At 65.1% G+C, this 22,612-nt stretch carries 18 protein-coding genes and 1 pseudogene; 7 read left to right on the top strand and 12 right to left on the bottom strand.

Annotated features, from left to right (window positions below):
* The 5 genes and pseudogenes from AC1D34_RS06105 to pepT all read right to left on the bottom strand — a co-directional run.
* Positions 1–186 (bottom strand): annotated as a pseudogene (locus tag AC1D34_RS06105) (hypothetical protein); the annotation flags it as partial.
* Positions 183–1,040: an alpha/beta hydrolase gene (locus AC1D34_RS06100; protein WP_476823749.1), complete on the bottom strand. Its 858-nt coding sequence runs from the start codon at positions 1,038–1,040 to the stop codon at positions 183–185. The gene AC1D34_RS06100 and the pseudogene AC1D34_RS06105, both read right to left, overlap by 4 nt.
* Positions 1,041–1,051: 11 nt before the next feature.
* The gene (locus AC1D34_RS06095) at positions 1,052–3,205 is read right to left on the bottom strand and encodes a TonB-dependent siderophore receptor (protein WP_476823748.1); all 2,154 of its coding nucleotides are present in this window, start codon (positions 3,203–3,205) and stop codon (positions 1,052–1,054) included.
* 233 nt (positions 3,206–3,438) lie between these two features.
* Positions 3,439–4,266: a helix-turn-helix transcriptional regulator gene (locus AC1D34_RS06090; protein WP_476823747.1), complete on the bottom strand. Its 828-nt coding sequence runs from the start codon at positions 4,264–4,266 to the stop codon at positions 3,439–3,441.
* Between the two features lie 320 nt (positions 4,267–4,586).
* Complete coding sequence (gene pepT / locus AC1D34_RS06085) at positions 4,587–5,843, bottom strand: peptidase T (protein WP_476823746.1); 1,257 nt, start codon at positions 5,841–5,843, stop codon at positions 4,587–4,589.
* Positions 5,844–6,356: 513 nt separating this feature from the next.
* Between pepT and AC1D34_RS06080 the strand changes: the two genes are divergently transcribed.
* Positions 6,357–7,400, top strand: a complete 1,044-nt coding sequence (locus tag AC1D34_RS06080; RefSeq protein WP_476823745.1) for a transporter substrate-binding domain-containing protein — start codon at positions 6,357–6,359, stop codon at positions 7,398–7,400.
* Between the two features lie 204 nt (positions 7,401–7,604).
* Entirely contained in the window at positions 7,605–8,219 is a 615-nt protein-coding gene (locus tag AC1D34_RS06075) for a protein-tyrosine phosphatase family protein (protein WP_476823744.1), read from the top strand.
* Here AC1D34_RS06075 and AC1D34_RS06070 read toward each other — a convergent pair.
* Genes AC1D34_RS06070 through AC1D34_RS06060 form a run of 3 tightly spaced genes read right to left on the bottom strand, consistent with a single transcriptional unit; the run spans position 8,195 to position 11,101 of the window.
* Positions 8,195–8,881, bottom strand: coding sequence for a GntR family transcriptional regulator (locus AC1D34_RS06070; RefSeq protein WP_476823743.1), 687 nt, complete (start codon positions 8,879–8,881; stop codon positions 8,195–8,197). The genes AC1D34_RS06075 and AC1D34_RS06070 overlap by 25 nt on opposite strands.
* 25 nt (positions 8,882–8,906) lie before the next feature.
* Positions 8,907–10,004, bottom strand: coding sequence for an amino acid ABC transporter permease (locus AC1D34_RS06065; protein ID WP_476767657.1), 1,098 nt, complete (start codon positions 10,002–10,004; stop codon positions 8,907–8,909).
* A 2-nt stretch (positions 10,005–10,006) separates the two neighbouring features.
* Entirely contained in the window at positions 10,007–11,101 is a 1,095-nt protein-coding gene (locus AC1D34_RS06060; protein ID WP_476823742.1) for an amino acid ABC transporter permease, read from the bottom strand.
* Positions 11,102–11,287: 186 nt separating this feature from the next.
* Here AC1D34_RS06060 and AC1D34_RS06055 point away from each other — a divergent pair, with 186 nt between their 5' ends.
* Positions 11,288–11,827 carry a phosphatase domain-containing protein gene (locus tag AC1D34_RS06055; RefSeq protein ID WP_476823741.1) on the top strand — a complete coding sequence of 180 codons (540 nt, stop codon included), beginning with the start codon at positions 11,288–11,290 and terminating at the stop codon, positions 11,825–11,827.
* A gap of 58 nt (positions 11,828–11,885) precedes the next feature.
* On the opposite strand, the gene AC1D34_RS06050 is transcribed toward AC1D34_RS06055, so the two are convergent.
* Entirely contained in the window at positions 11,886–12,314 is a 429-nt protein-coding gene (locus tag AC1D34_RS06050; protein WP_441504257.1) for an Lrp/AsnC family transcriptional regulator, read from the bottom strand.
* Positions 12,315–12,460: 146 nt separating this feature from the next.
* Between AC1D34_RS06050 and AC1D34_RS06045 the strand changes: the two genes are divergently transcribed.
* From AC1D34_RS06045 to AC1D34_RS06030, 4 genes are all read left to right on the top strand, one after another.
* The gene (locus tag AC1D34_RS06045) at positions 12,461–15,508 is read left to right on the top strand and encodes an aminotransferase class III-fold pyridoxal phosphate-dependent enzyme (RefSeq protein ID WP_476823740.1); all 3,048 of its coding nucleotides are present in this window, start codon (positions 12,461–12,463) and stop codon (positions 15,506–15,508) included.
* 285 nt (positions 15,509–15,793) lie between these two features.
* Positions 15,794–16,909, top strand: coding sequence for an aminotransferase class I/II-fold pyridoxal phosphate-dependent enzyme (locus AC1D34_RS06040; protein WP_441487802.1), 1,116 nt, complete (start codon positions 15,794–15,796; stop codon positions 16,907–16,909).
* A gap of 25 nt (positions 16,910–16,934) precedes the next feature.
* Positions 16,935–17,552: a helix-turn-helix transcriptional regulator gene (locus tag AC1D34_RS06035; RefSeq protein WP_441487803.1), complete on the top strand. Its 618-nt coding sequence runs from the start codon at positions 16,935–16,937 to the stop codon at positions 17,550–17,552.
* On the top strand, positions 17,545–18,516 hold the full coding sequence (locus AC1D34_RS06030; RefSeq protein WP_441487804.1) for a Rossmann-fold NAD(P)-binding domain-containing protein: 972 nt from the start codon (positions 17,545–17,547) through the stop codon (positions 18,514–18,516). Before AC1D34_RS06035 ends, AC1D34_RS06030 begins: the two co-directional genes overlap by 8 nt.
* A gap of 65 nt (positions 18,517–18,581) precedes the next feature.
* Here the strand turns inward: AC1D34_RS06030 and AC1D34_RS06025 are convergent, their stop codons facing one another.
* From AC1D34_RS06025 to argH, 3 genes are all read right to left on the bottom strand, one after another.
* The gene (locus tag AC1D34_RS06025; protein ID WP_441487805.1) at positions 18,582–19,934 is read right to left on the bottom strand and encodes a M20/M25/M40 family metallo-hydrolase; all 1,353 of its coding nucleotides are present in this window, start codon (positions 19,932–19,934) and stop codon (positions 18,582–18,584) included.
* 5 nt (positions 19,935–19,939) lie between these two features.
* Positions 19,940–21,049: an aminotransferase class I/II-fold pyridoxal phosphate-dependent enzyme gene (locus AC1D34_RS06020; RefSeq protein ID WP_476823739.1), complete on the bottom strand. Its 1,110-nt coding sequence runs from the start codon at positions 21,047–21,049 to the stop codon at positions 19,940–19,942.
* A gap of 86 nt (positions 21,050–21,135) precedes the next feature.
* Positions 21,136–22,533, bottom strand: a complete 1,398-nt coding sequence (gene argH, locus AC1D34_RS06015) for an argininosuccinate lyase (protein ID WP_476823738.1) — start codon at positions 22,531–22,533, stop codon at positions 21,136–21,138.
* Positions 22,534–22,612 lie beyond the last annotated feature (79 nt).

Raw genomic sequence — 22,612 nt, 5'->3', positions numbered from 1 at the left:
ACCCTGCCCCAGCACGATGCGCTTGGTCGGGCCCGGCAAGGTCACCGTGCGACCGAGCACATCCGTCACCGTCACKGGAGCGGCCGGGGCCGAGCCGGCCGCCGTCAACGCAAACAGCGTCAGCACGAGGCCCAGAACCCACGCAAATGGCCGCAGCTCGCGCGACGAGATCCGTACCTGGCTCATGCCGTCGTCTCCCGGCCGGCGGTGCCGGCGATCGCGAACGAAACCGCCCTGGCGAGCATCGCGGGGATGACCGAGATGTGGTTCTCGTCATCGAAGATCACATGCTTCACCGTGACGCGGTGCGAAGAGGSCAGGCGCAGCGCCATTTCGGCAGCATTGTCGAGCATGCGCGCCATATGCAGGCGCTGCGCTCGTTCCGGAGAGGTGCGCGCGTCGCGTGTCTGCTCGCTACCCCCAGCTGTGATCAGCAGCCGCGGCAGGGCCGCATCGCGGCGGCGCGCGACAAAGCTGGCCTCGCTGACCTCGATCGCGCGAGCGTTCCACCAGATCGAAGGGCTGCCGGCTACATAGGACCTGAACTGCTCAGGCCGCGTGAACAGCGCATGCAGTGCAAACAAGCCACCAAAGGAATGCCCCACCAGGGCCTGGCGGCTGGGATCGATGGCGGCGAGCGCTGCGACCGCCGGCTTTACGCTCTCCTCGATGAAGTCGAGGAACCGGTCCGCGCCGCCCTCGTTCGGCAGGAGATCGCCTTGCCGGCGCGCACCATCGAACGGGGCCTCGATGGGATAACCGATGCCCACGATGATCGCCGGGTCGACGCCCGTCACATCCTGCCGCCGACCCTGCAGCTGTGCCGTCTCGACGGCCGTRGCAAAGAGAGCATTGCCGTCGACCAGATAGATCACCGGAAACCCCGCCGCCGGTGCCGGACCCGGCGGGATCGCGATCAGCAGCCGATAGATCTCGCCATGGCCCGCGACGATATCCAGCTGGCGCGCCGTCGCCAGAGTTGCGGGCTCCGCGGATGAGACCTCAGGGCTGGCGGCATCTCGAACGGCCGCTGCCTGCATGGCGTCGTGGCTCACCATCTGTAGGACAGGGTCGCAAGCACCGTTCGGCGAAGGCCGAACGAGCACTGGGTCAGCGCGTAGCAACCCGCGACATAGTCCTTGTCGAGCAGGTTCTGGGCATTGACCTGAACCTTCCAGCCCTTCAGCGCCTGGCTCCGGACACCAAAATCATAGCTGATGGCCGCATCGACCAGGGTGTAGTCCGGCGTCTTGAAGGTGTTGCCGGGATCACCTGCGCCCTCGCCGACATAGCGCACGCCGGCGCCCAGCGCGAAGCCCGCGAACAGGCCCGTCTTGAAGGTGTAGTGGCCCCAGAGTGAAGCCATGTTGCGGGGAACGACCGTCGGCCTCTTGCCGAGGTCGACGCCGGTGCTCTTCGTCACCTCGGCGTCGGTATAGGCATAGGCCGCGATCAGCTCGAGACTGTCGAACAGCTTCGCCCGACCCTCGACCTCGAAACCACGCGCCCGGACCTCGCCCGTCTGGATCTGGAAGCCCGCATTGGCGGGGTCGGCCGTCGGCACATTGCTCTGGGTGAGTTGATACACGGCCGCCTGGATGAAGGCGTCGTAGCCGGGCGGCGCGTATTTCAGGCCGACCTCATACTGCTCGCCATCGGTCGGTTTGAAGGGCGAGCCGCCAAAGGTCGTGCCCGCAACCGGTTCGAACGAGGTCGAATAGCTCGCATAGGGCGCCAGGCCATTGTCGAAATTGTACATCAATGCGGCGCGGCCTGTCGTGGCGTCGTCGTCCTGCTTCGTCAGCGCGCCATTGGTGAGGGCGCGCGTGCGGCTTCTGGCGTTGTCGAAGCGCCCGCCGACGAGGAGCGAGAGCCGGTCGAGCTTGATCTGGTCCTGGAGATAGACGCCGAACTGCGTCGTTTCCTGCGTGGTGCCGGGCAGGGCCGGTGTTGCAAAGGGCGTGCGGCCATAGACCGGGTTGACCCAATCGAGGGGCTGGACGGTGCCACCCGCGCCGGTGAAGGCGGTGCCGTCCATCCAGTAGCCGTCGACGCCGAGCAGGACCTTGTGAGTCAGCGGACCGGTGCGGAAATCGGCCTGGAGCTGGTTGTCGATGCCGAAGGTCCGGGCCTTCTCGTTCGACGCCGTCACGCGGCGCATGAGCGTGCGCTGGTCGGCGGCCAGGCTTGCCACGGCGACAGTCCTGAAGCGCGACTCGAGGTCGGTGAACCGCAGATTCTGGCGGAAGCTGAAGACATCGTTGAAGCGGTGCTCGAGCGCGTAACCTGCTGCGATCTGGTTTCGGCTATAGCCCTCATAGGCGGGCTCGCCGGGGAAGAACTTGCTGGGGATCCGGCCGTAGCGGTTAGGCAATGCGCTGCCGACTGCCGGGATGAAGCCGTAGAAGCCGGTTTCCGGGTCGCGCTGGAAGGAGGTGAGGATGGTCAGGCTCGTCGCAGCGCTGGGCTGGAAGGTCAGCGATGGCGCGATAAAGACCCGCTCCTCCTTGGTGAAATCGACCTGCGTATCGGCGGCCCTGCCGAGCCCGAYGATCCGGTAGAGGACCGTCTTGTCCGGGTTCACCGGCCCGCCGATGTCGAAGGCGAGCTGGCGGCGCTGATGCGAGCCGATCTGAGCCTGGATCTCGCCAAAGGCTTGATCCGTCGGGCGCTTGCTGACCAGATTCACCAGGCCGCCCGGCTTGACCTGCCCGAAGATCACGGAAGCTGGACCGCGCAGCACCTCGATCCGCTCCAGCCCGTAGGTTTCCATGGCGGGGACGAGGAAATTGACGCCGCGTTGGACACGCAGGCCGTCCTGGAAATTGATGAAGCCTGCATTCGAACCGCTACCGCCAAAGCCTCGGATGAAGGTGCTGTCGTAGCGACCCGAGGACAGGCGCGTCTCCGCCAGGACGCCGGCGGAATAGCGAAGCGCCTGGCCGACGCTCTGCGCGGCCTGATCGTCGATCTGGGCGCGCGGGATGACCGTAATCGATTGCGGCGTCTCGATCAGGGGAGTGTCGGTCTTGGTGCCGCTGGCGCTGCGCCGCGCGATATAGCCGTCGACCGGCCCATTCGCCTTCTCCGGCGCGCCTTGAACTTCGATCGTGTCGAGCGACACGGTGGGAGATGCGCTTTGAGCGAGGGCCGGACCAGCGAGCGCGACCGGAAGAACACTGAGAGCGACGCTGGCGAGCGCCACGGTCCTGGCACGACGCCAGAAGCATATAGGAGCGCCTGCTGCTCGGATCGACCAAGATCCATCCTTGTTCGAGTTGCATGTGTTCATGATCGAGATGCCCCGCCGTATTGCGGGTTTCTTCTCGACCAGCACAACAATCGGGGCAATCGGATCGACTTTGGCTGCCCGCAGTATTTCTTTCGAATGAGTTTCGAAGCCTTCCAATCGGTTGCCAGAACTTCAGCAGAGCGGCGTCAACGCAAGGTGCTGGGCAGAATGCCGAAGCGCTTCCGGAAAATCCCCGAGAAATGCGCAGGGTTGTATCCGACGTGGTAGGCCGCCTCGGCGACGCTCTTCTCGCCGCTGCGGATCAGGTCGTAGGCCTGTTGCAGGCGATGGGCCTGGAGATAGTCGAAAACGCTCGCTCCGTAGAGCTGACGAAATCCAGCTGTCAGCTTGGTGACATTGAGGCCGGTATTCCTGGCGAGTTCCCCCAGTGTTGGGGGATTGCGGGCCGATTGAAGAAGCAGAGCGTGCGCCGCACGCAGTTGCTCGATCGTTCGCGGCGACAGCCGCGCGGCCCGCTGCGGCCGCTCGTTGACGATCTGGTCCACAACTGTGGCCGCGAGTTCGAGCGCCTTCCCGGCCATGTAGAGATTGCGCATCGCGCCTTCGATCCGGCACTCCGCCATCTGCAGCGCGATCCCGCGCAGATCGGCGCCGGCAGCGCGCGCCCATAGTCCCGGGCCGATCCCGCTGCCCTGCATCTGTCCCATCAGACCTGAGAAGCTGGCGCCGAGTTCGTCCTGCGCGAAGTCGGCATCGAGCTGCACGATCGCGCAGCGCACGCCCTCGCCCGACAGGCAGGTCCGTTTCTGGACATGATCGCCGTCATTGGCGGCGACCAGCAGCATCGGGCTGTTGATGGTCAGAGGCGGCCTGTCGTCGAGCTCATAGGACTGATGTCCCTGCAGCATGACGACGACCTTGAGCCCCCGCTTCATCGGCCCGACGACCTGTTCGCCCCGCCCGTGCCGAAACGTTCCGGCGGACACCTTCAGCCGCTTCGAGAACAGCTGCATCGAAGCCGACGACCGATCCTGATCGAGCCTATCGTCCATTCCTGCCCCATGGCGTCCGTACCCTGGGATCCGTCATAGACKAGAAACATAAATCTCTGCAATATCAATAGTTTATAAGAATTCTAATGATCCGGGGCCCACATGCGGGCTGCCGTTCGAGCGGCGTGGCAGCGTAGACGTAGGGAACGTCGAGGCGCGCCGCTGACGTCCGGCGAAGGTCCGCTTGCCAGGACGCGTCCGGGCGCCCGATCCGATCTGCCCGCTGGTGTCGTCGGGAGCATGAACCCCTTTGCGACCGACGACGCTCAGCGCGGGCCCGCTCAATCCGGGTGGGTCACCTTGCGTGGGCCGTTTGGTTGCGCTGCCAAGGTGCAGATCATGCGCGCGACCTCCCATGATTTCTCGAAGGCGGGAAGAGGCAGGAACTCGAAGCGCGAGTGGAAGTTGTACGCGCCCGTAAAGAAGTTGGGGGTGGGCAATCCCTTGGCCGAGAGCGCTGCGCCGTCTGTTCCGCCGCGCATCGGGATCAGCTTCGGCTTGATCCGCAGCGCTTCCAGAGCCGCGAAGAGCAGATCGACCGAGCGGCGGTCATCGCCCAGGCTGTCATGGATGTTGCTGTAGGTATCGGTCACCTGGCAGTCGACACGGCCTTTGGGATATTGCGCGGCAATCAGGTCGGCAACCTCGCGGATGCGCCGTTTGCGCCGCTCGAACTGCTCCCTGTCGAAGTCGCGGATCAAGACGCGCAGGCGCGCCTCGCTCGCATTGGCGACGATGTCGTTGAACCAGAAATAGCCTTCGCGGCCCTCGGTGTGCTCGGGCGTTTCCGCACGGTCGAACTGGCCGATGAAGTCGAGCGCCATCAGCAGCGGGTTCACGAGGATGTCCTTCGCCGACATCGGGTGGGCGGTAACGCCAGTGAAGACGATCTCGCCTGCCGCGGCGTTGAAATTCTCGATCACGACCTCGCCAAGTTCGCAGCAATCGATCGTATAGGCGAAATCGCAGTCGAAGCGGGCGAGGTCGAGTGCCTTCGCGCCGCGCAGGCCAATCTCCTCGTCAGGAACGAAGGCGACCAGGATGTCGCCATGCTGGCTCCCGGCGCCGAGTTCCTCGAGCAGCGTCATGATTACGGCAATCGCGGCCTTGTTGTCGGCTCCGAGCACACTCGTTCCGTCACCGACGATGATGTCCTGCCCGACCCAGGAGCGGATCTCGGGATGCTCCGCCACGCGCAGCCAGATGTCCCTTTCCGGGTTCAGGCAAAGATCCTCGCCCTCGAAGCGCAGGATGCGCGGGCGGATCGTCGGCGAGAGGCCGGTGTCGATCGTGTCGAGATGCGCGATGAAGCCGATCCTCGGCGCGCCCGGCCTCGTGCCCGGCTTCATGGCGGTGACGGTGGCGTGGTCGTCAAGCACGACCCTTTCAAGTCCAAGTGCGCGCAGCTCCTCTGCAAGCAATGCGGCGAGCCGCTGCTGGCCCGGAGTGGTCGGCAGCGTCGTCGCTGTGGCGTCGCTCTGACTCTCAATCGCCAGATAGCGGAAGAATCGTTCGACCAGTTGCTCGCGAATGCTCATTCCTGCTCCATTGGACTCTTCGAGGCTCTGATGCCGTGTCAGGCGGTATGTCGGCGTTTCCGTTACCCGAAACAACCGGCGCGATCGCGGCCGGCCCATTGGCTGCTCCCGTTGCGACGAACCTAGCGCAATGGCGGCTGCCGGACAGTGGCGCCCCGGCTGGTCTCCCCTTCGTGTGCCTCAATCCGGGTGGTGTGGCGGGGCGTCGCGATTGCGCAACCGAACCGGGACGAACGGGCTCTGACCCGCCAGCAACGGTTCCCGCAACTGCCGCCCTCTTCAAGGCTTGACCAAAAGGCACAGGCCATCGTTGGTCTGCCATGGCCCGGTCTCGCCGCCCTCGGATTCAGGCGCCGTACCGGACCCCGGGAGGGGCTCTCCGATTTGGGCCTTCCGAATGGGGAGGCATCGCGACGGAAAGCACCGTGAGCGGCGCCGTGGGTTTGACGGTTTGCTGCGTTGCTGTATACAGGTAGATAGCTACAAGCTTCCAGAGGGAAGAGGGGGATTGATATGGCGTTTCACGTGCTCCGTATGGCCTTGTCCGCGGCCGTTCTGCTTGCCGCTGCGCCGGGCGCACAGGCCGGCCCGGTCCTCGACAAGATCAAGCAGGACGGAAAGATCGTCTGCCTGGTCAATCCGAATTCACCYGGCTTCTCCGTCCCCGACAGCCAGGGCGCATTCCGCGGCTTCAATGTCGATTTCTGCCGCATGGCGGCCGCTRCGATCTTCGGCGATGGGGCCAAGGCCGAGCTGCGCGGCATCGGGTTCTCCGACAGCCTGAAGGCGATCATCAGCGGCAGCGCACATATTGCCTCGCGCGGCATCACCGCGACCGGCACCCGCGACGCCGATCCCGGCGTGTCCTTCGTGACGACCACCTTCTATGACGGGCAGGGCTTCATGGTGCCGAAAAGCCTCGGCATGACGAAGCTCGCTGACCTGTCCGGCGCGACCGTCTGTGCCGAAGAAGGCTCGACGACGCTGCTTTATCTCGCCGACTGGTTCGGCACCGCGAAGCTGCCCTACAAGGTCGAGAACATCGCCGACAAGACCGCACGCCTGCAGGCATTCTTCTCCGGAAAATGCGATGCGGTGGCGAGCTCGGTATCGGCCCTGGCCGCCGATCGTCTGCTGGCACCGAAGCCRGACGATTACGTGATCGTTCCCCAACGTTCAGCCACCGAGCCGCTCGCCCTTGTGTCGCGCCCGGATACGGAGCTGGAGAAGACGCTGTTCTGGGGCGTCCAGATCATGATCGCCGCCGAGGAATTCGGTGTCACCTCGCAGAATATCGATGCCAAGCTCGCCTCGCTCAAGGATCTGCCAGTCGACGAGCAACGGTTGATCTCCCCGACCGGGCCAACTGCCGACATGGCGAAGAAGCTTGGCCTGCGTCCCGACTGGAGTGCGCAGATCATCAAGCAGGTCGGCAATTACGGCGAGGTTTTCGAAAAGCATATCGGCAAGGGCTCGCCCCTCGCCATGGACCGCTCAGCGTCTCCGAACCGCCTGGCCAGGGATGGCGGACTGATCTTCGCGTTCCCCGTCCGCTAGATCATCGGACCGGATATCGTATCCAGTCCGATGATCTAACCCTTTGTCTTTGCATCGGCCTTCCCGAAAACCGCAATCCACTTTTCGGGCCGATGCTCTAGGCCGTCGTTCAACCGCAGTGCGACTGCGTGTCCTTCTTCCGGCTCGCCGACCGCTCGGCGAGCCGGAATGCGTTCCGGCACCGCCTTCGCCTGCTCTTCCAATATGGCCGATGCCATTGTTCTGGACAGCTCTGCCCGATCTGCCTCTAGTCGGCACCGATCGGAACACTGGATCCGGCAAGGTTTGCAGGGGACGGGCATGGAGGAAGGGCCGGTATGGGTTACGGTCCGCGGGCATGCCGGAGCCGTGGGCATGTTGCCGCTGCCGGGGCTCGTCATCCTCCGGCGGGGCGAACGGACCATCGACGCGGATCAGCAGGAGCAGGTTCTCGATGTTMTGAAGTCGAGGGGAACGACGCTCCTGGTGAGCCTCCTGGACCAGACGGAATGCGATGCCGATGACAGCGAACATCTGCAACGCGCTGCGGAGCTGCGCGGGATCCGCCTCGTTTGTGCGCCTATCCTGGATTTTTCCGCCCCGGACGAGACATTGGACTGGCCGCGTTTGGCCCAGGCGATCCTTGGCGAGCTAAGCCTCGGCCGGGGTGTCGCCTTCTGTTGTCTCGCTGGATATGGCCGCAGCGGCATGATGGCCGCGCGCGTGCTGATCGAGACCGGAATGCCGCCGCAGGACGCGATCGCCGCGGTGCGCTCGGCTCGGCCGGGCGCAATCGAAAGCGAGGCCCAGGTCTCCTACTTGCTATCGTCCTCGCCATAGCGTGCGAGCAGCAATTCGAGATGCGCCGCATGCAGGCGAAACAGCTCCGATGCCGGCAGGCTTTCGGTCTTCTCGGCGGTCGCCGCGATTTCCTGCACGAGCAGGGCGCGCACGAGCCCCGGATCGCATTTCAGCCAGCTGACCCAGCTTCGCGCGATGCGGAAGAAAATCATGTCGTCCATCTGGCGCAGCGCCTCGTCGCCGATCAAGGCGTTGCGCGCCTCGTGATGGGCGCGCCAGACGCCCCAGACATCCTTGACGGGGGAGGTGTCACGCAGCCCCTCGGCCAATGAGCGCAACCGCGCATAGTCGGACCGGAGCGAAGTCGGGAGCTGCAGCGGCACGAGATCGGCGATCAGACCCGTCAGGCCGATGCGGAAACGCAGCATGTCGACAGCGTGATGATCGACATAGGAAACGATGGTGCCGACGCCGTTTCGCGTCTCCGCGAGCTGTTCGTAGACAAGGCGCTGCAGGACCTGCCGGATCGGCGTGCGGCTGACGTGGAACTCCGCGGCGAGTGCCGCTTCGTGGATGACATGCCCTTCGTCATATTCACGCAGGCAGATGCGGTCGCGCACGATCTCGAAGATCACGTCGTTGCGCGAGCGGACCATCTGGCGAAGCTGCTGCGCCTCGGGGCTGGTGAGTTCGATCGTCATAGCTCTCCCTGTCGCAAGGCCGGTCTCAGCCGAGCTTGCCGGCGCCGTGCCCGAGCCGCCGCGCTCGTTCGGAGATCATCCAGCAGCAGAGGAAATAGAACAGCCCGATCGCAATGTTCGCCTCCAAAGCATAGGCCTGCCAGAGAGGATCGGCATATGCCATGCGGGCTGTCGAAAGCAAATCATGCATGCCGACGATGGCGACGAGCGAGGTGTCCTTGAAGCTGCCGATAATCGTGTTCGTCATGCCGGGGATGGCCGTGCGCAAGGCCTGGGGCAGCACGATCAGGCGGATGCGTTGCGCGGCGGTGAGGCCGAGGCTGGCTCCCGCCTCGATCTGCCCCTTGGGCAGCGCCTGCAGCCCGCTGCGAATGTCCTCGGCGAAATAGGCCGCATAGAAGAGGGTCAGCACGATCAGGATGGCGGCGACGGGCTCTATGGTCGCGCCGCGCGTCAGCAGCAGCGGCAATACGAAAATGCCGGCGAACAAGACCGCGACCATCGGAATGGCGCGCACCGTCTCGATATAGGAGACGGCGGCAAGGTTCAGCGCGCGATGCTGCGACCAGCGAGCCAGCGCCAGCAGGATGCCGAGCGGAAATGCTGCCGCCATCGTGAAGGCAGACAGGAACAGGATGAGGGGCAGGCCGTTCCAGCGGTGGGATTCGACGAAGGGCAGGCCAGCGAAGCCTCCGCGCAGAAGCAGGTAGGAGAGCACAGCAGTGCCCACGACCATGGCTGCCCGGATCGCAAGCCTCATCGGAACAAGTGCAAAGACGAGGATCGTCACGATGATCAGGCCGCTGGCGAGTTGCGCGCGCCAGCGCTCGGCGGCCGGGTAGGTCCCGGTCAGGACGAGATTGGCCTTCTCGCTGAGAAATGCCCAGCAGGCTCCCGTGGCATTCAGGCATTCGGCCCGGCTGCCGGAAAACGGGACCGCCTCGAGCACCACCCAGGTCAGCGCGCTCCAGGCGAACAGGACCAGGAGAGCGAGCGTGACGACAGTCAGCACCGTATTCCACCAGCTCGAAAACAGATTCTGGCGCAACCAGCCCAGCATGGGCGCGAGCCCCTTCCGGGGAGGGGTATTCGCGCGGGCGATCGTCTCGACTGTCAGCGTCATTCTCAGCGCGCCTTCAGCCGGAAGGCATGGTCGCACCAGTTCACCAAGGCCGAGATCAGCAGGTTCGCGATTAGGAAGAAGGCGGCCACGAGCGCCATCAGTTCGATCGGGCGGAATGTCTGATTCACCGATGTGCTCACGACACTGAGCAAATCAGAGTATCCGATCGCCAGCGCGATCGAGGTGTTCTTCAGCAGGTTGGAGTACTGATTGCCGAGCGGCGGCGTGATCACGCGCAGTGCCTGGGGCAGCACGATGAGCCGCATCGTCTTCAACCAGTCGAGGCCGAGCGCCTGTGCTGCCTCGCGCTGTCCGTGCGAAGTGGCGATGATGCCGCCGCGCACGATCGCGCCGATCTGCCCGCCGTGATAGACCGACAGGGCCACCACTAGCGCGGTGAACTGCAAGGACAGGCTCACGCCCCCGGTGACATTGAAGCCCGCCAGCTTCGGCACAGACCAGGTGACATGGAGTGTCCCTGTCAGGTAGAGCGCCGCGTAGAGGCTCGCCGCGGCAGCGACCACAGGCAGGAAGACCGGGCGGCGCTCGCCTGTGCGGTCCTGGTGCAGCCGGGCGGCGCGGAGCCACAGAAACGCGCCTGCGAGCCAGAGGCAGGCTGCCATCGCAAGCGCCTGGCCGCCCTGCTCGATGATCGGCCAGGGCAGCACGAGACCGCGATTGCTTAGCATCGCGCCGAAGGGGCTGGTCCAGGCCGAGCGAATATGGGGCAGGCTGCGCACCATCGCGACATAGAGCGCGATCACGATCAGGAGCTTCGGCAGATTGCGGAGCAACTCGACATAGGTGCGCGCCAACGTGCGCACGAGCCAGTTGGAACTGGTCATGGCGATGCCGACGAACAGCCCGATGCCGCTTGCCAGGACGAGGATGAGGGCCGCCGCGGCGAGGGTATTCAAGATGCCGACGAGCAGCACACGGGCGTAGGTGTCGCGGGGCGAATAGCCGATCAGGCTTTCGCTGACATCGAAACCCGCTTCCTGCCAGAGGAACGAGAAGTCGATTTCCATTCCCGCAGCCGCGAGGTTCGCAGAGACGTTTCGAGCCGCGAGGAGACCGAGAAGGGCGATCCCGAGCATTGTCGCCGCCGGCCAAAGCACGGCCGCGAGCCGCTCACGCCTCGTCCGTGGCGGAGGCGGCGTGGAACTCGCTGCTTTGGGCGGAGGGGCTGACATGGACTTCATGGTGATATAGCTGTACACAGCTATATCACTGAGTCAATTGATGGGCGTTGCGGGCATTGCGCGCGGCCCGGAGGGGTCTGCTTGGACAAGTCAGCTTCGAAGCCAGCATCGATCATCGCGCTGCCCGGGATCGCCGGAAAGCTGGTGCTGGCCCCTTGTCCGGGATTGTGGCGAGGGCGCCCCTTGCCAGGCGCCAATCCCGTGCTGGCTCTCGGCCAGGATCTCGATTATCTCGCCAGGCTCGGAGCCGGCGGGCTGCTCAGTCTCGTCGAGGCGCATGAGCTGCCTTGCGAGCAGAAGCTGTTTTCCGTGGCTGTCCGGGAGGTCGGACTGGAGTGGGCCCATGCAGCCATTCCCGATTACAGCGCGCCGACTGCGGCCTTCGCCGCGAACTGGCAGAGGCTTGCGCTGTTGCGTCGCCTCGCGGCGGGGGAGAACTGGGCCATCCATTGTAAGGCGGGGCTTGGGCGCACCGGGACGGTCGCAGCGCTGCTGCTCATCGAATGCGGCCTCGAAGCCGAGGCCGCGATCGCGAAAATCCGGCATGAACACGCAGCCGGCGCGATCGAGACGCCCGCGCAGGTCGAGTACCTGATCGCTAATGCGCGGTCTCGCATGTGATGCGGGCTGTCGCGGCGCGGGCGTGACGAAGAGCTGACCGCCGGCGTCCGTCGATCGCTCAGGCTGGCTTCTCGTCTGCGAGCACGATTGCCGTCGTCAGGTCGGCGACATGCGGCATCGACGCAATCTCGTCACGCACGGAGTTCAACGCCCGGGTCGTCTCCGCCTCGATTTCGGCGATGACGTCGATCTCGCCGCCGATCGAGTAGCACCGCCTGACCGCCGGGAGCACGGCAATCCGATCCACCGTGTCGCGTGCCGGCGTCTTGGTGAGGCGGATGATCAGGAAGGCGCGGAATGCGTCAACACCCGAACGGCCCTCCATGACGGTTGCCGTGTAGCCGCGGATGGTGCCGTCGGTCTCCATCTTGGCGATGCGCTCGCGCACGGAGCTGCGGGCGAGCCCGACGCTTCCCGCAATCGTCTTGATCGGCAGCCGCGCATTGTCCTGGAGCAGCCGCAGAATCTTCGCGTTCGTCTCGTCCATCGCCATCAAGGGCTCGCAGATATCCGTGTGGCGGCGATAGCAGGTTGCTACCGCCACAATGGCGGCAAAACCGCCGATTGGAGCAGCGCGGCCGCCACCGCATCAATGTCAGATTGATGGCAGAGCGACAATTCGGAAAGCCTGCGATGACCTTCGTCAACCACCCACGCCCGACATTCTCCCTCGACGAGGCGGCGAAGGTCTTGCGGCAACGCTTCGGCGTTGTCGGCCGCCTTGATGGCCTGCCCAGTGAGCGCGACCAGAATTTCGACGTGCGGGCGGACGATGGGCAGCGTTTCATCCTGAAGATCGTCAATGGGGCCGAGCCGCTCACGGCGATCGAATTCCAGACCGCGCTGCTGCGGCACGTCGAAATCAACGATCCGAGCTTGCCGACGCCGCGTGTGATGCCGACGCGCGATGGGCTGGAATTCGGCCTTTTGACCGGCCGCGGCGGCGAGCGTCATTGTGTCCGTCTCGTCTCCTATCTCCCCGGCACGCCGCTGGCCGAGGTTGCCAAGACGCCGGAAACGCTGCGCGACATCGGCCGTGTCCTCGGGCAGCTCGACCGGGTGCTCGGCAGCTTCGGTCATCCCGGTGCGCATGTCGCCTTCGATTGGGAGATCCGCGAGACGCCGCGGGCGCGCCAGCGCCTGTCCCATGTGTCCGATGCGGCACAGCGGCGCTGCCTGGAGAAGGTGCTCGACACCTATGATTCCCGGGTCGCGCCGACGCTCCGGCGCCTGCGCCATGGTGTCATCCACAATGACGCCAATGACTGGAACCTGTTGGTCGCCGATCCCGAGAAGGGCGCGATCGCGGGTCTTATCGATTTTGGTGACGCGGCCCATTCGCCGCTTATCGCCGAGCTCGCCGTCGCCTGCACGTATGCGATGCTCGACGAGAAGAGCCCGATCGAAACAGCCGCCATGATCACTGCGGGCTATCACGCGGAACTGCCGCTGCAGGACGCCGAGTTCGAGATCCTGCTCGATCTGATCGCCGCACGGTTGGCGGTGAGCGTGTCGATTTCGGCGACGCGTCATGCCGAAGCGATCGAGAATCCCTATCTCCTCGTCAGCGAAAGGCCGGCCTGGACTCTCCTGGAGCGGCTCGGCAAGGTCGATCGCCGTATCGCCACGGCGATCCTGCGCAACGCCTGTGGCCTCGAGGCGACGCCCGGGGCTGGACGCCTGCGGGGCTGGCTGGCCGCAAACCGCCGGACGCTGGCGCCGCTCATGCACCGGCATCCGGCGCGCCAGCAGAAGCATGTGGTCGATCTCGGCAATCCCGAGGCGCCGCTGGCGCGGGCGAGCGCGGCGCAGGATCATGCTGCCGCGGACCGGGCCTATGCCGATCTGCAGAGGGAACACGGCTTTACGCTCGGCCTCGGGCCGTATGGCGAACTGCGCACCGTCTATACGGCGCCCTTTTTCGACTCGACCCTGATCGACGGCGCGCGCCGGAACATCCATCTCGGCCTCGATATCTTCGCGCCTGCGGGTGCRCCGCTCTTTACCCCGCTGCCGGCAAAGGTGGTGGCGGCCACGATCAATCCTGCGCCGCAAGATTATGGCGGGCTCCTGCTGCTCGAGCATGAGCCGGAACCTGGCCTGCGCTTCCGGAGCCTCTGGGGTCACCTGGATCATGCGTCGGTTCGCGAGCGCCGCGTCGGCGAGGAACTGCCGGCCGGCGCCTGTGTGGCGCGGCTTGGCGACTATGCAGAGAATGGCGGCTGGATACCGCATCTCCATCTGCAGCTCGTCGCCRCGGATTATGATGACGTCAGCGTCATTCCGGGCGTTGGCGAGTCGGCTTTTCCCGGCGTCTGGAACGACCTCTTTCCTTCGCCCTATGATTTCGCGGGCCTGCCGCCGGAGACCTTCGACAGGACCGGACAAGAAAAGGATGCCCTGCAGGCGGCGCGCAAGAAGCGACTGGGCCCAAATCTGTCGCTGTCCTATCGCAGGCCGCTCAAGATGGTTCGCGGCGAAGATGTCTGGCTGATCGACGAGACCGGCCGGGCCCATCTCGATTGCTACAACAACGTCGCCCATATCGGGCATTGCCACCCGCGCGTGGTGGATGCGATCACGCGGCAGGCCCAGCGCCTCAACACCAACACGCGCTATCTCCACGACAACATCATCGACTACACGGAGCGCTTGGCGAAGACGCTGCCGGGTGAGCTCGATACGTTCTTCGTGGTGTGCACGGGGAGCGAGGCGAACGAACTCGCGCTGCGCGCGGCCCGAGCCTATACGCGGCGACGCGACATGATCGTCCTGGACTGGGCCTATCACGGCCACACACAGGGCCTGATCGACATCAGCCCCTACAAGTTCAAGCGCAAGGGAGGCAGCGGGCGGCCGGAGCATACGCATGTGCTGCCCGTCGCGGATCCCTATCGCGCGCCGGCGGAGTGGCCGGAGGGCGAGATCGGCAAGCGCTATGGCGAGCATGCCTGCGAGATCATCGACCGGCTCGTGAAGGACGGGCATGCGCCCGCCGCCTTCATCGCCGAAACGATCCCAAGCGTCGCCGGGCAGGTCTTCCTGCCGCCGGGATATCTCGGTGCGATCTACGATGCCGTTCGTCGCGCCGGTGCCCTGTGCATCGCGGATGAGGTCCAGGTGGGCTTCGGCCGCGTGGGCCAATCGATGTGGGCCTTCAAGGAGCACGGTGTCGTGCCGGACATCGTCACGATGGGCAAGCCGATCGGCAACGGTCATCCCCTTGCCGTTGTCGCGATGCGCCGCGAGATCGCGGAACGCTTCGCCAACGGGATGGAGTATTTCAATACATTCGGCGGTAATCCCGTGTCCTGCGCGGCGGGGCTCGCTGTCCTCGATGTGCTCGAAGACGAGCGTCTTCTGCCGAACGCCGTGGAGCAGGGAGACTATCTCCTCACCGGCATGCGCAAGTTGATGGACCGTCATTCGGTCATTGGCGACGTGCGCGGGCGCGGCCTGTTCCTCGGCCTTGAACTCGTGCGGGACCGGGCAACCAAGGAGCATGCCGGCGAACCCGCTTCGGCCATCGTCAATCGGTCCAGGGAGCTCGGCGTGCTGATGGGGACCGACGGCCCCTTCGACAACGTCATCAAGCTGCGCCCGCCCATGACCTTCCGGCGCGAGCATGCAGACATCCTGCTCGAGACCCTCGACGAGGCGATGCGCGACACGCTGGGCTGAAGCTACTGATCGGCGCACCGAGCAGGCGAGGCGCGTCGCTCGCTGAAACAGGCCCGGCGGTGGGCAACCTCCGCCGGGGCAATCTTGGGGCGCGCCTGTGCAACCCGGCTGCGATGACGAAAACGCGAATTCCTGCGCGCGACGCCGACGACGGTGTATCGGCTCCGTCGCGAAGAGGGGCTCGAGYGGCCCAGGATCCATTAAATTAGACAATGCTTCTAATTTAGACTTTTTTGTCTTTATCCCATATGCTAGACAGCTCGAACCCGCGTTTGGACGAGCGTCATGAAGATCGAAGAATTCAGCCTGGAGCGGATCCAGTCGCTTTACGAAAACACTGTCGAGTTCAATCTCTCGGATAGCGGCGTTCACCCCTACAGCCTGAACGGGCTGCTCGACGAAGGCCAGCGCAATGCGTTGCTCGATGTCGAACTGGGCTATGGCTGGACGAACGGGGCCGTCGAGTTGCGCGAAGCGGTGGCGCGGCTCTATCGCGGCCGGACATCCGACGAGGTCATCGTCACCAATGGCTCGGCCGAGGCCAATTTCCTGATGGTGATGTCGCTGCTCGAGCCCGGCGACGAGATCGTCGTCTTCGTGCCCAACTATCTGCAGATCTGGGGTTGGGCCCGGGCCATCGGGGTCACGGTGAAGGAAGTCGCGTTGCGCGAGGAACTGGGCTGGACCCCGGATCTCGACGACGTCCGCAAGGCCGTTTCGCCACGCACCAAATTGATGACGATCTGTCACCCGAACAACCCGACCGGCAGCCTGCTTTCGCGCGAAACGATGGACGGGCTCGTCGCGATTGCCCGCCAGAACGGCACCTATCTGCATGCCGACGAGGTCTACAAAGGCGCCGAGCTCGAGGGTGACGAACCGCCCAGCTTCGCCGATCTCTACGAGCAGGCGATCATCACCAGCGGCTTGTCGAAGGCGATGGCCTTGCCGGGCCTGCGCATCGGCTGGCTGGTCGGCCCCACCGCCGATATTTACGCCGCCTGGCAGCGCAAGGACTACACCTCGATCACTACGAGCGCGATCAGCGAGTATGTCGCCCGCATCGTCGTCGAGCCGGCCAAGCGCGCCGAGATCCTCCAGCGCAGCAAGACCATCCTGAGACAGAACCTGGCGCTCCTGACGAGCTGGGTCGAGCGCAACAGCGAGTTCTTCTCCTTCGTTCCGCCCAAGGCCGGCGGCATGGCCTTCGTGAAATATGCGCATTCGATGAACTCGACGGAACTCGTGCATCGGCTGCGCGAAGAACGCGGCATCATGCTCCTGCCCGGAGACGTCTACGGTCTCGACGGCTATATCCGTATCGGAATCGGGGCTCCGGGCGACCATCTGGAGGCCGGTCTCGAACGCCTGAGCGACTATCTGAAGTCGCAGCCGCGCTAGACCGGGGCTGCCAAGGACCTGGATCATGCCGACCGAACTCATGGCCTATGCGCCGATCTGCGACGCCGTCGCCCTGCTGTTCCGTCCCTATGCCGAGGTCGTGCTGCACGATCTCGGCTCGCAGACCGTGGTCCATATCGCCGGCAACTTCTCGCAGCGCGTCCTGGGCGAGCCATCGCTCCTGAACGAGATCGGTTTCGACGAGGCCGAGACGACGATCGGTCCCTACGAGAAGATCAACTGGGACGGCCGCCGGATCAAATCGATCAGCGTCGTCCTCACCGCCAATGGCGCGGCGATCGGCGTGCTCTGCATCAATGTCGACGTCTCGCATTTCCACGCCGTGATGCAGACGCTCGGCGCGCTCGTGGCCGTGCCCGCGGGAGCCGACAAGCCGCCTGTCCTGTTCAAGGAGGATTGGCATGAGCGCATCAACGAGTATGTCCAGCAATGGACGCAGGAGCGCGGCCTGATCGTGACCGCGCTGAGCCGCGAGCAGAAGCGGCAACTGGTGGCCGATCTTGCCGCGAGCGGCGCCTTTGGCGGGCGCAATGCTGCAGCCTATATCTCGCGCGTCCTCGGGCTCGCGCGCGCCACCGTCTACAACTATCTGAACCAGGCGAACGGACCGACTGATGCTTGATCTGGCGCGGGCACAGATCGAAGCCGCCATTGATCTCGACCGGGCCGTCGTGGCGCTGGAGGAGGGGTTCAAGGCCGCCTCGGCGGGACGGGTGCAGATGCCGCCCGTCGGCTATCTCGGCTTTCCCGCGCATCACGGCGACTGCCATATCAAATTCGGTCACATCACGGGGGATCCGATCTTCGTGGTGAAGATCGCGACCGGTTTCTACGACAATCCGAGGCGCGGCCTGCCGACCAGCAGCGGCATGATGATCGCTCTCTCGGCCGAGACCGGTGCGGTCGTGGCGATCTTGCGTGACGAGGGGTGGCTGACCGATCTGCGCACCGCGCTCGCCGGTGCCATCGCGACCAGAGCCGGAGCCCGCAGCGACGCGCGTCGCATCGGCATTGTCGGTGCCGGCACGCAGGCCCGCTTTCAGATCCGTGCCGCCGCGCATCTGATGCGCGAACGGGCGCCGCAATTCGCGATCTGGGCGCGCTCGGCGGAGCGCGCCGAGGCGGTGCAGGCGGAGCTGCTGGGCGAAGGCATTGCTGTTACCCTCGCGACATCGCCCGAGGCTCTGTGTGCCGAGGCGGATGCCATCATCACCACGACGCCGGCCACGAGCCCCCTGCTCAAGGCGGCATGGATTCGCCCGGGCACACATATCACGGCCATGGGGGCTGATGCGCCGGGCAAGCAGGAGCTCGAGAGCGGCCTCGTCGCGGCAGCCGATATCAGAATCGCCGATTCCCTCGATCAATGCCTCGACCATGGCGAATTTGCCGCCGCGGCCCGCGAGGGACTGATCGAGCGCAGGGCTTGCGTTGAACTTGGTGCGGTCCTTGCCGGGCACGCGATCGGACGCAACGACGCCCGCGACATCACGATTGCTGATCTGACCGGGCTTGCCGTTCAGGACATCGCGATCGCGCGCGTCGTCCTCGAAGGCCGCGGCGCCTCGCCGAGGCCGGGTGCCTGATGGTGTCTGCGGGCACCGGAGATCAGGTGTCTCGACCAAGGGTAGCCGGCGAATGGCAGGTCGCGCTAGATGGCGGCCTGGTCCGCATTCGCACGGCGCGCCAGCATCCTGAAGATGGCGCACGACGCCGCGACCATCCGTTCGAAATGATCGATCTCGATGTTTTCGTTCGGCGCGTGCAACTGCGCCCCGTGGTGGGTGAGGCCGATCCCGAACACATCGGTGCCGAGATGGTCGATGAAGGGATGGGCGGTGCCGGACGCCGGGGAACTCGGTTGGACGATCGCGGGGCGGCCGAATTCAGCTTCGAGAATCTCCGCGCAGGCGGCCACGAACCAGTGACCCGCGTCGCTGCGCACCGGCCTGACGATGGCGTCGTGAACGATGACCTCGACATCCGCCATGCCGAGGCGCGCGAGATGGTCTCGCACGAGCTCGACGACGCGCGTCGGGGTCTGATCGGGTACAAGGCGGAAATCGAGCTTGGCGAAGGCCTCGGCGGGCAGCACCGTCTTGGCTCCCTCGCCCTGATAACCGCCGCCGATGCCGTTGACATTGAGACAAGGCAAGAAATTCATCGCGGAGAAGAAGTTCTGGCCGTCGACGCCGCTCAGCGTACGCTCCCCGCCCGTCGCGGCGCTGACGCTGGCAAGCGAGAAGGGGGGCGACAGTGCGGCGGCGCGCTCGGCGTCGGATGGCGCCCGCACATCGTCATAGAAGCCATCGATCGTGATCCGCCCCGCGGCGTCGCGCATCGAGGCGACAGCGGCGCAGATGCGCCAGAGCGCGTTGTCGTAGACCGCCCCGTAGCTCGAATGCAGGTCGCCCCTCGCGGTGCGGCAGCGCAGCTCGATCGCGGTGATGCCCTTGAAGCCGCACAGGATGACAGGCCGGCCGGAGGCATCGATCTCGCCGAATTCCCACCAGCACAGATCGGCGCGCTCGCCGGCGAAGCGCTTCGCCAGGAAGCCATCGAGCGAAGGACTGCCGATCTCCTCCTCGCCATCAACGATCCAGATCAGCCGGAACGGAAGCGGCCCGCCCTGCTGGGCCTGGAAGCGGCGCCAGCCGGCAAGACGGCTGGCGAATTCGCCCTTGTCGTCGGCCGCGCCGCGGCCATAGAGGCGGCCATCGCGTTCCGTCAGGGTGTAGGGCGGGCTCAGCCAGAGCGCCGCGTCACCCTCCGGCTGCACGTCGGAGTGATTGTAGATCACGACGGTCAGCGGTCCCTCGCCAGCCGTGCCGACCACGAAGGGACCGACCGAGCCAGGGTGGATCTCGGTGGCGAAGCCAGCGTCGTCGAGCAGATCCCGGACGAGGGTCGCCGCCTCGTTCAGGCCGCGTCCCTCGGCGCTGACCGAGGGAATGGCAACGAGACGGGCCAGATCGTCCCGTCCACGGCTGACCGCGTCATCCACCGCATTCACCCCGCGTGATGGACCAGAAACCGGTCGAGGCGCTTCAGCCCCTCGGCGAGCGTTTCGGTCGGCACGCCGATGCCGATCCGGATGTGCTGTTCGATCCCGAACCAGCTGCCGGCGACGACGAAGACGCTCTCCTCCTCACGAAGCAGGCGGGAGAATTCCTCGGACGGCAGGTTGAGAGGATAGCGCAGGAAGGCCATGCCGCCCGCCTCCGGCCGCTTCCACGACCAGCCGGGATGACGCGACATCCAGTCGCCGACGAGATTGGCATTGGTTCGCAGCAGGTCGCGGCCACGCGACAGGAGACGGCTGCGCGTATCGGGCTTCATGACTGCTGCCGCAAGGACCTGGCTCAGGATGCCGCTGCCGATCGTCGTATAGTCCTGACGTTCCGCGGCGCCGGCAACCACGTCGACTGGTGCGACGATCCAGCCGAGGCGCAGGCCCGGACAGGCGAAGGATTTCGACAGGCTGCTCGTCACCACCAGTCGCGGATAGGTGCCCCAGAGCGTCCGGGTTTCAGGCCCGTCGATCTCGCCTCCGCGATAGATCTCGTCCACCAGGAGCCAGGCACCGCTCTGCCTTGCCGCAGCGACAAGCGCGTCRCGGCTTTCCTGCGTCAGCACGCTGCCGGTCGGGTTGGCCGGATTGGTGACGGCGATGACCTTGGCTCCCGCCGCGGCCGCATCGAGGCTGGCGGGGTCGAACTGCCAGCCATTGTCACCACTGAGTTCAAGGCGCTGGACTTCGAATCCGAGTGCGCGGCCAAGACCATCCACCTGCATGAAATTAGGGACGGCAAAGACGATGCGCTCGCCGGGCTCGAYGAGCGTCATCAGCGCGATCATCGTCGCCTCGGAGGAGCCATTGGTCACGAGAACGTTGGACGGCCCGGCTCCCGGATACCATGAGGCGATATTCGCCCTCAGGTCAGGCCGGCCATCGGTCCAGCCATAGCCCAATGGCAGCTTGAGCAGGTCCTGCATCTCGCTTGGCGGGAGGATGTCCTCGATCGCCCAGGGATGAACGCCGCTCTCGGTGAGATTGATCTCCACCTCGTTCTCGAAGAGCGTCTGATTGCGCTCCATCTGGAAGATATCGAATTTCAAGGCTCATTCCTTCCATCGAACGGAAAGGCTGCAGGCTCCCCGCGGAACGGCAGCACTTCCCCCTGGTTTAGCGCAGATGCCGGGCGTCACAGCCAGCGCGCGTTTGCCCGTGCGATCGCTTCGCGCACGACATCCGGCGAGGTTCCGCCATAGCTGCGGCGGCTGTTCACCGAATGCTCCGGCGCAAGCACCGAGTAGACCTTCTCGGTGATGCGCGGATCGACGTCCCGCATGCTCTCGATATCAAGAGCGCTCAAGGTGCAGCCCTTGGCCTCGGCCCTGGCGACGACCTTGGCGGTGATGTGATGGGCGTCGCGGAAGGGGATGCCGCCCTCGCGCACGAGCCAGTCGGCGAGGTCCGTCGCGGTCGGAAAGCCGCGTTCCAGGAAGCTGCGCATCTGGTCCGGGCGGACGGTCAGGTCGCGTATCATGCCGGTCGTCGCCTCGGCGCAGAGCTGGACTGTCTCCAATGCGTCGAACATGGGCTCCTTGTCTTCCTGCATGTCCTTCATGAATGTCATGGGCAGACCCTTGACGGTCATGAGCAGGGCATTCAGCGAGCCGACGACACGCCCGGTCTTGCCGCGCACGAGTTCGGCCGCATCGGGATTGCGCTTCTGCGGCATGATCGAGGAGCCGGTCGTGAAGGCGTCCGACAGGGCGATGAATCGGAAGCCGTCGCTGCACCACAAGGTGATCTCCTCGGCGATGCGCGAGAGATGCACGGCCAGCATCGAGCAGCAAAACAGCAGCTCGACGATGTGATCCCGCGAGGCGACCGAATCCATCGAGTTCTCGGTCGGGGCGGAGAAGCCGAGTTGCTCGGCCGTGAAATGCCGGTCGATGGGGAAGGCGGTTCCGGCCAGGGCGGCGGCTCCCAGGGGGCAGATATTGGTGCGCTCGCGAGCACCTGCCAGCCGCTGCCGGTCGCGGCCGAACATCTCGACATAAGCCATGAGATGGTGGCCGAAGGTAACGGGCTGCGCGACCTGCATATGAGTGAAGCCCGGCATCAAGGTCTCGWCATGCTCGCCGGCGCGTTCGATCAGGGCGCGCTGCAGTTCCTGCACGACCGCATCGAGCCCGTCGATCGCATCGCGCATCCACAGGCGGACGTCGGTGACGGCCTGGTCGTTGCGGCTGCGGGCGGTATGTAGCCGGCCCGCCGGCTCGCCGACGATCTCCTTCAGCCGCGCCTCGACATTCATGTGAATGTCCTCGAGATCGACGCTGAAGGTAAAGCGGCTCTCCTCGATCTCTTGGAGGATCTGGTCGAGCCCTGCCTGGATTGTCTCGTTGTCCGCCTCGCCGATGATGCCCTGCCGCGCCAGCATCCGGGCATGGACCTTCGAGGCGGCGATGTCCTGCCGGTAGAGGCGATAGTCGAAGCCGATCGACGGATTGATCTTCTTCATGATCTCCGCCGGCGCCGTCGTGAAGCGTCCGCCCCACATCTTGTTGGCGCCACTCTTCTGCTCCGACATCTCTTCAGCTTCCTGTTGTTCAGAACGTGGTGGCCTGAGCCCCGCACAGACAGGGCAAGGCTCAGGCGGGGGATAGGCG

The organism is Allobosea sp. P1_A7 (assembly GCF_056406775.1).
This window is presented reverse-complemented; position numbering and strand designations above follow the sequence as displayed.

What these genes read in the sequence shown, in the direction of transcription:
- AC1D34_RS06090 (WP_476823747.1), bottom strand. Translation starts at nt 4,266, where the DNA reads ATGCAGCTGTTCTCGAAGCGGCTGAAGGTGTCCGCCGGAACGTTTCGG.
- pepT (WP_476823746.1), bottom strand. Translation starts at nt 5,843, where the DNA reads ATGAGCATTCGCGAGCAACTGGTCGAACGATTCTTCCGCTATCTGGCG.
- AC1D34_RS06070 (WP_476823743.1), bottom strand. Translation starts at nt 8,881, where the DNA reads ATGACGATCGAACTCACCAGCCCCGAGGCGCAGCAGCTTCGCCAGATG.
- AC1D34_RS06065 (WP_476767657.1), bottom strand. Translation starts at nt 10,004, where the DNA reads ATGACGCTGACAGTCGAGACGATCGCCCGCGCGAATACCCCTCCCCGG.
- AC1D34_RS06060 (WP_476823742.1), bottom strand. Translation starts at nt 11,101, where the DNA reads ATGCTCGGGATCGCCCTTCTCGGTCTCCTCGCGGCTCGAAACGTCTCT.
- AC1D34_RS06050 (WP_441504257.1), bottom strand. Translation starts at nt 12,314, where the DNA reads ATGGACGAGACGAACGCGAAGATTCTGCGGCTGCTCCAGGACAATGCG.
- AC1D34_RS06040 (WP_441487802.1), top strand. Translation starts at nt 15,794, where the DNA reads ATGAAGATCGAAGAATTCAGCCTGGAGCGGATCCAGTCGCTTTACGAA.
- AC1D34_RS06035 (WP_441487803.1), top strand. Translation starts at nt 16,935, where the DNA reads ATGCCGACCGAACTCATGGCCTATGCGCCGATCTGCGACGCCGTCGCC.
- AC1D34_RS06030 (WP_441487804.1), top strand. Translation starts at nt 17,545, where the DNA reads ATGCTTGATCTGGCGCGGGCACAGATCGAAGCCGCCATTGATCTCGAC.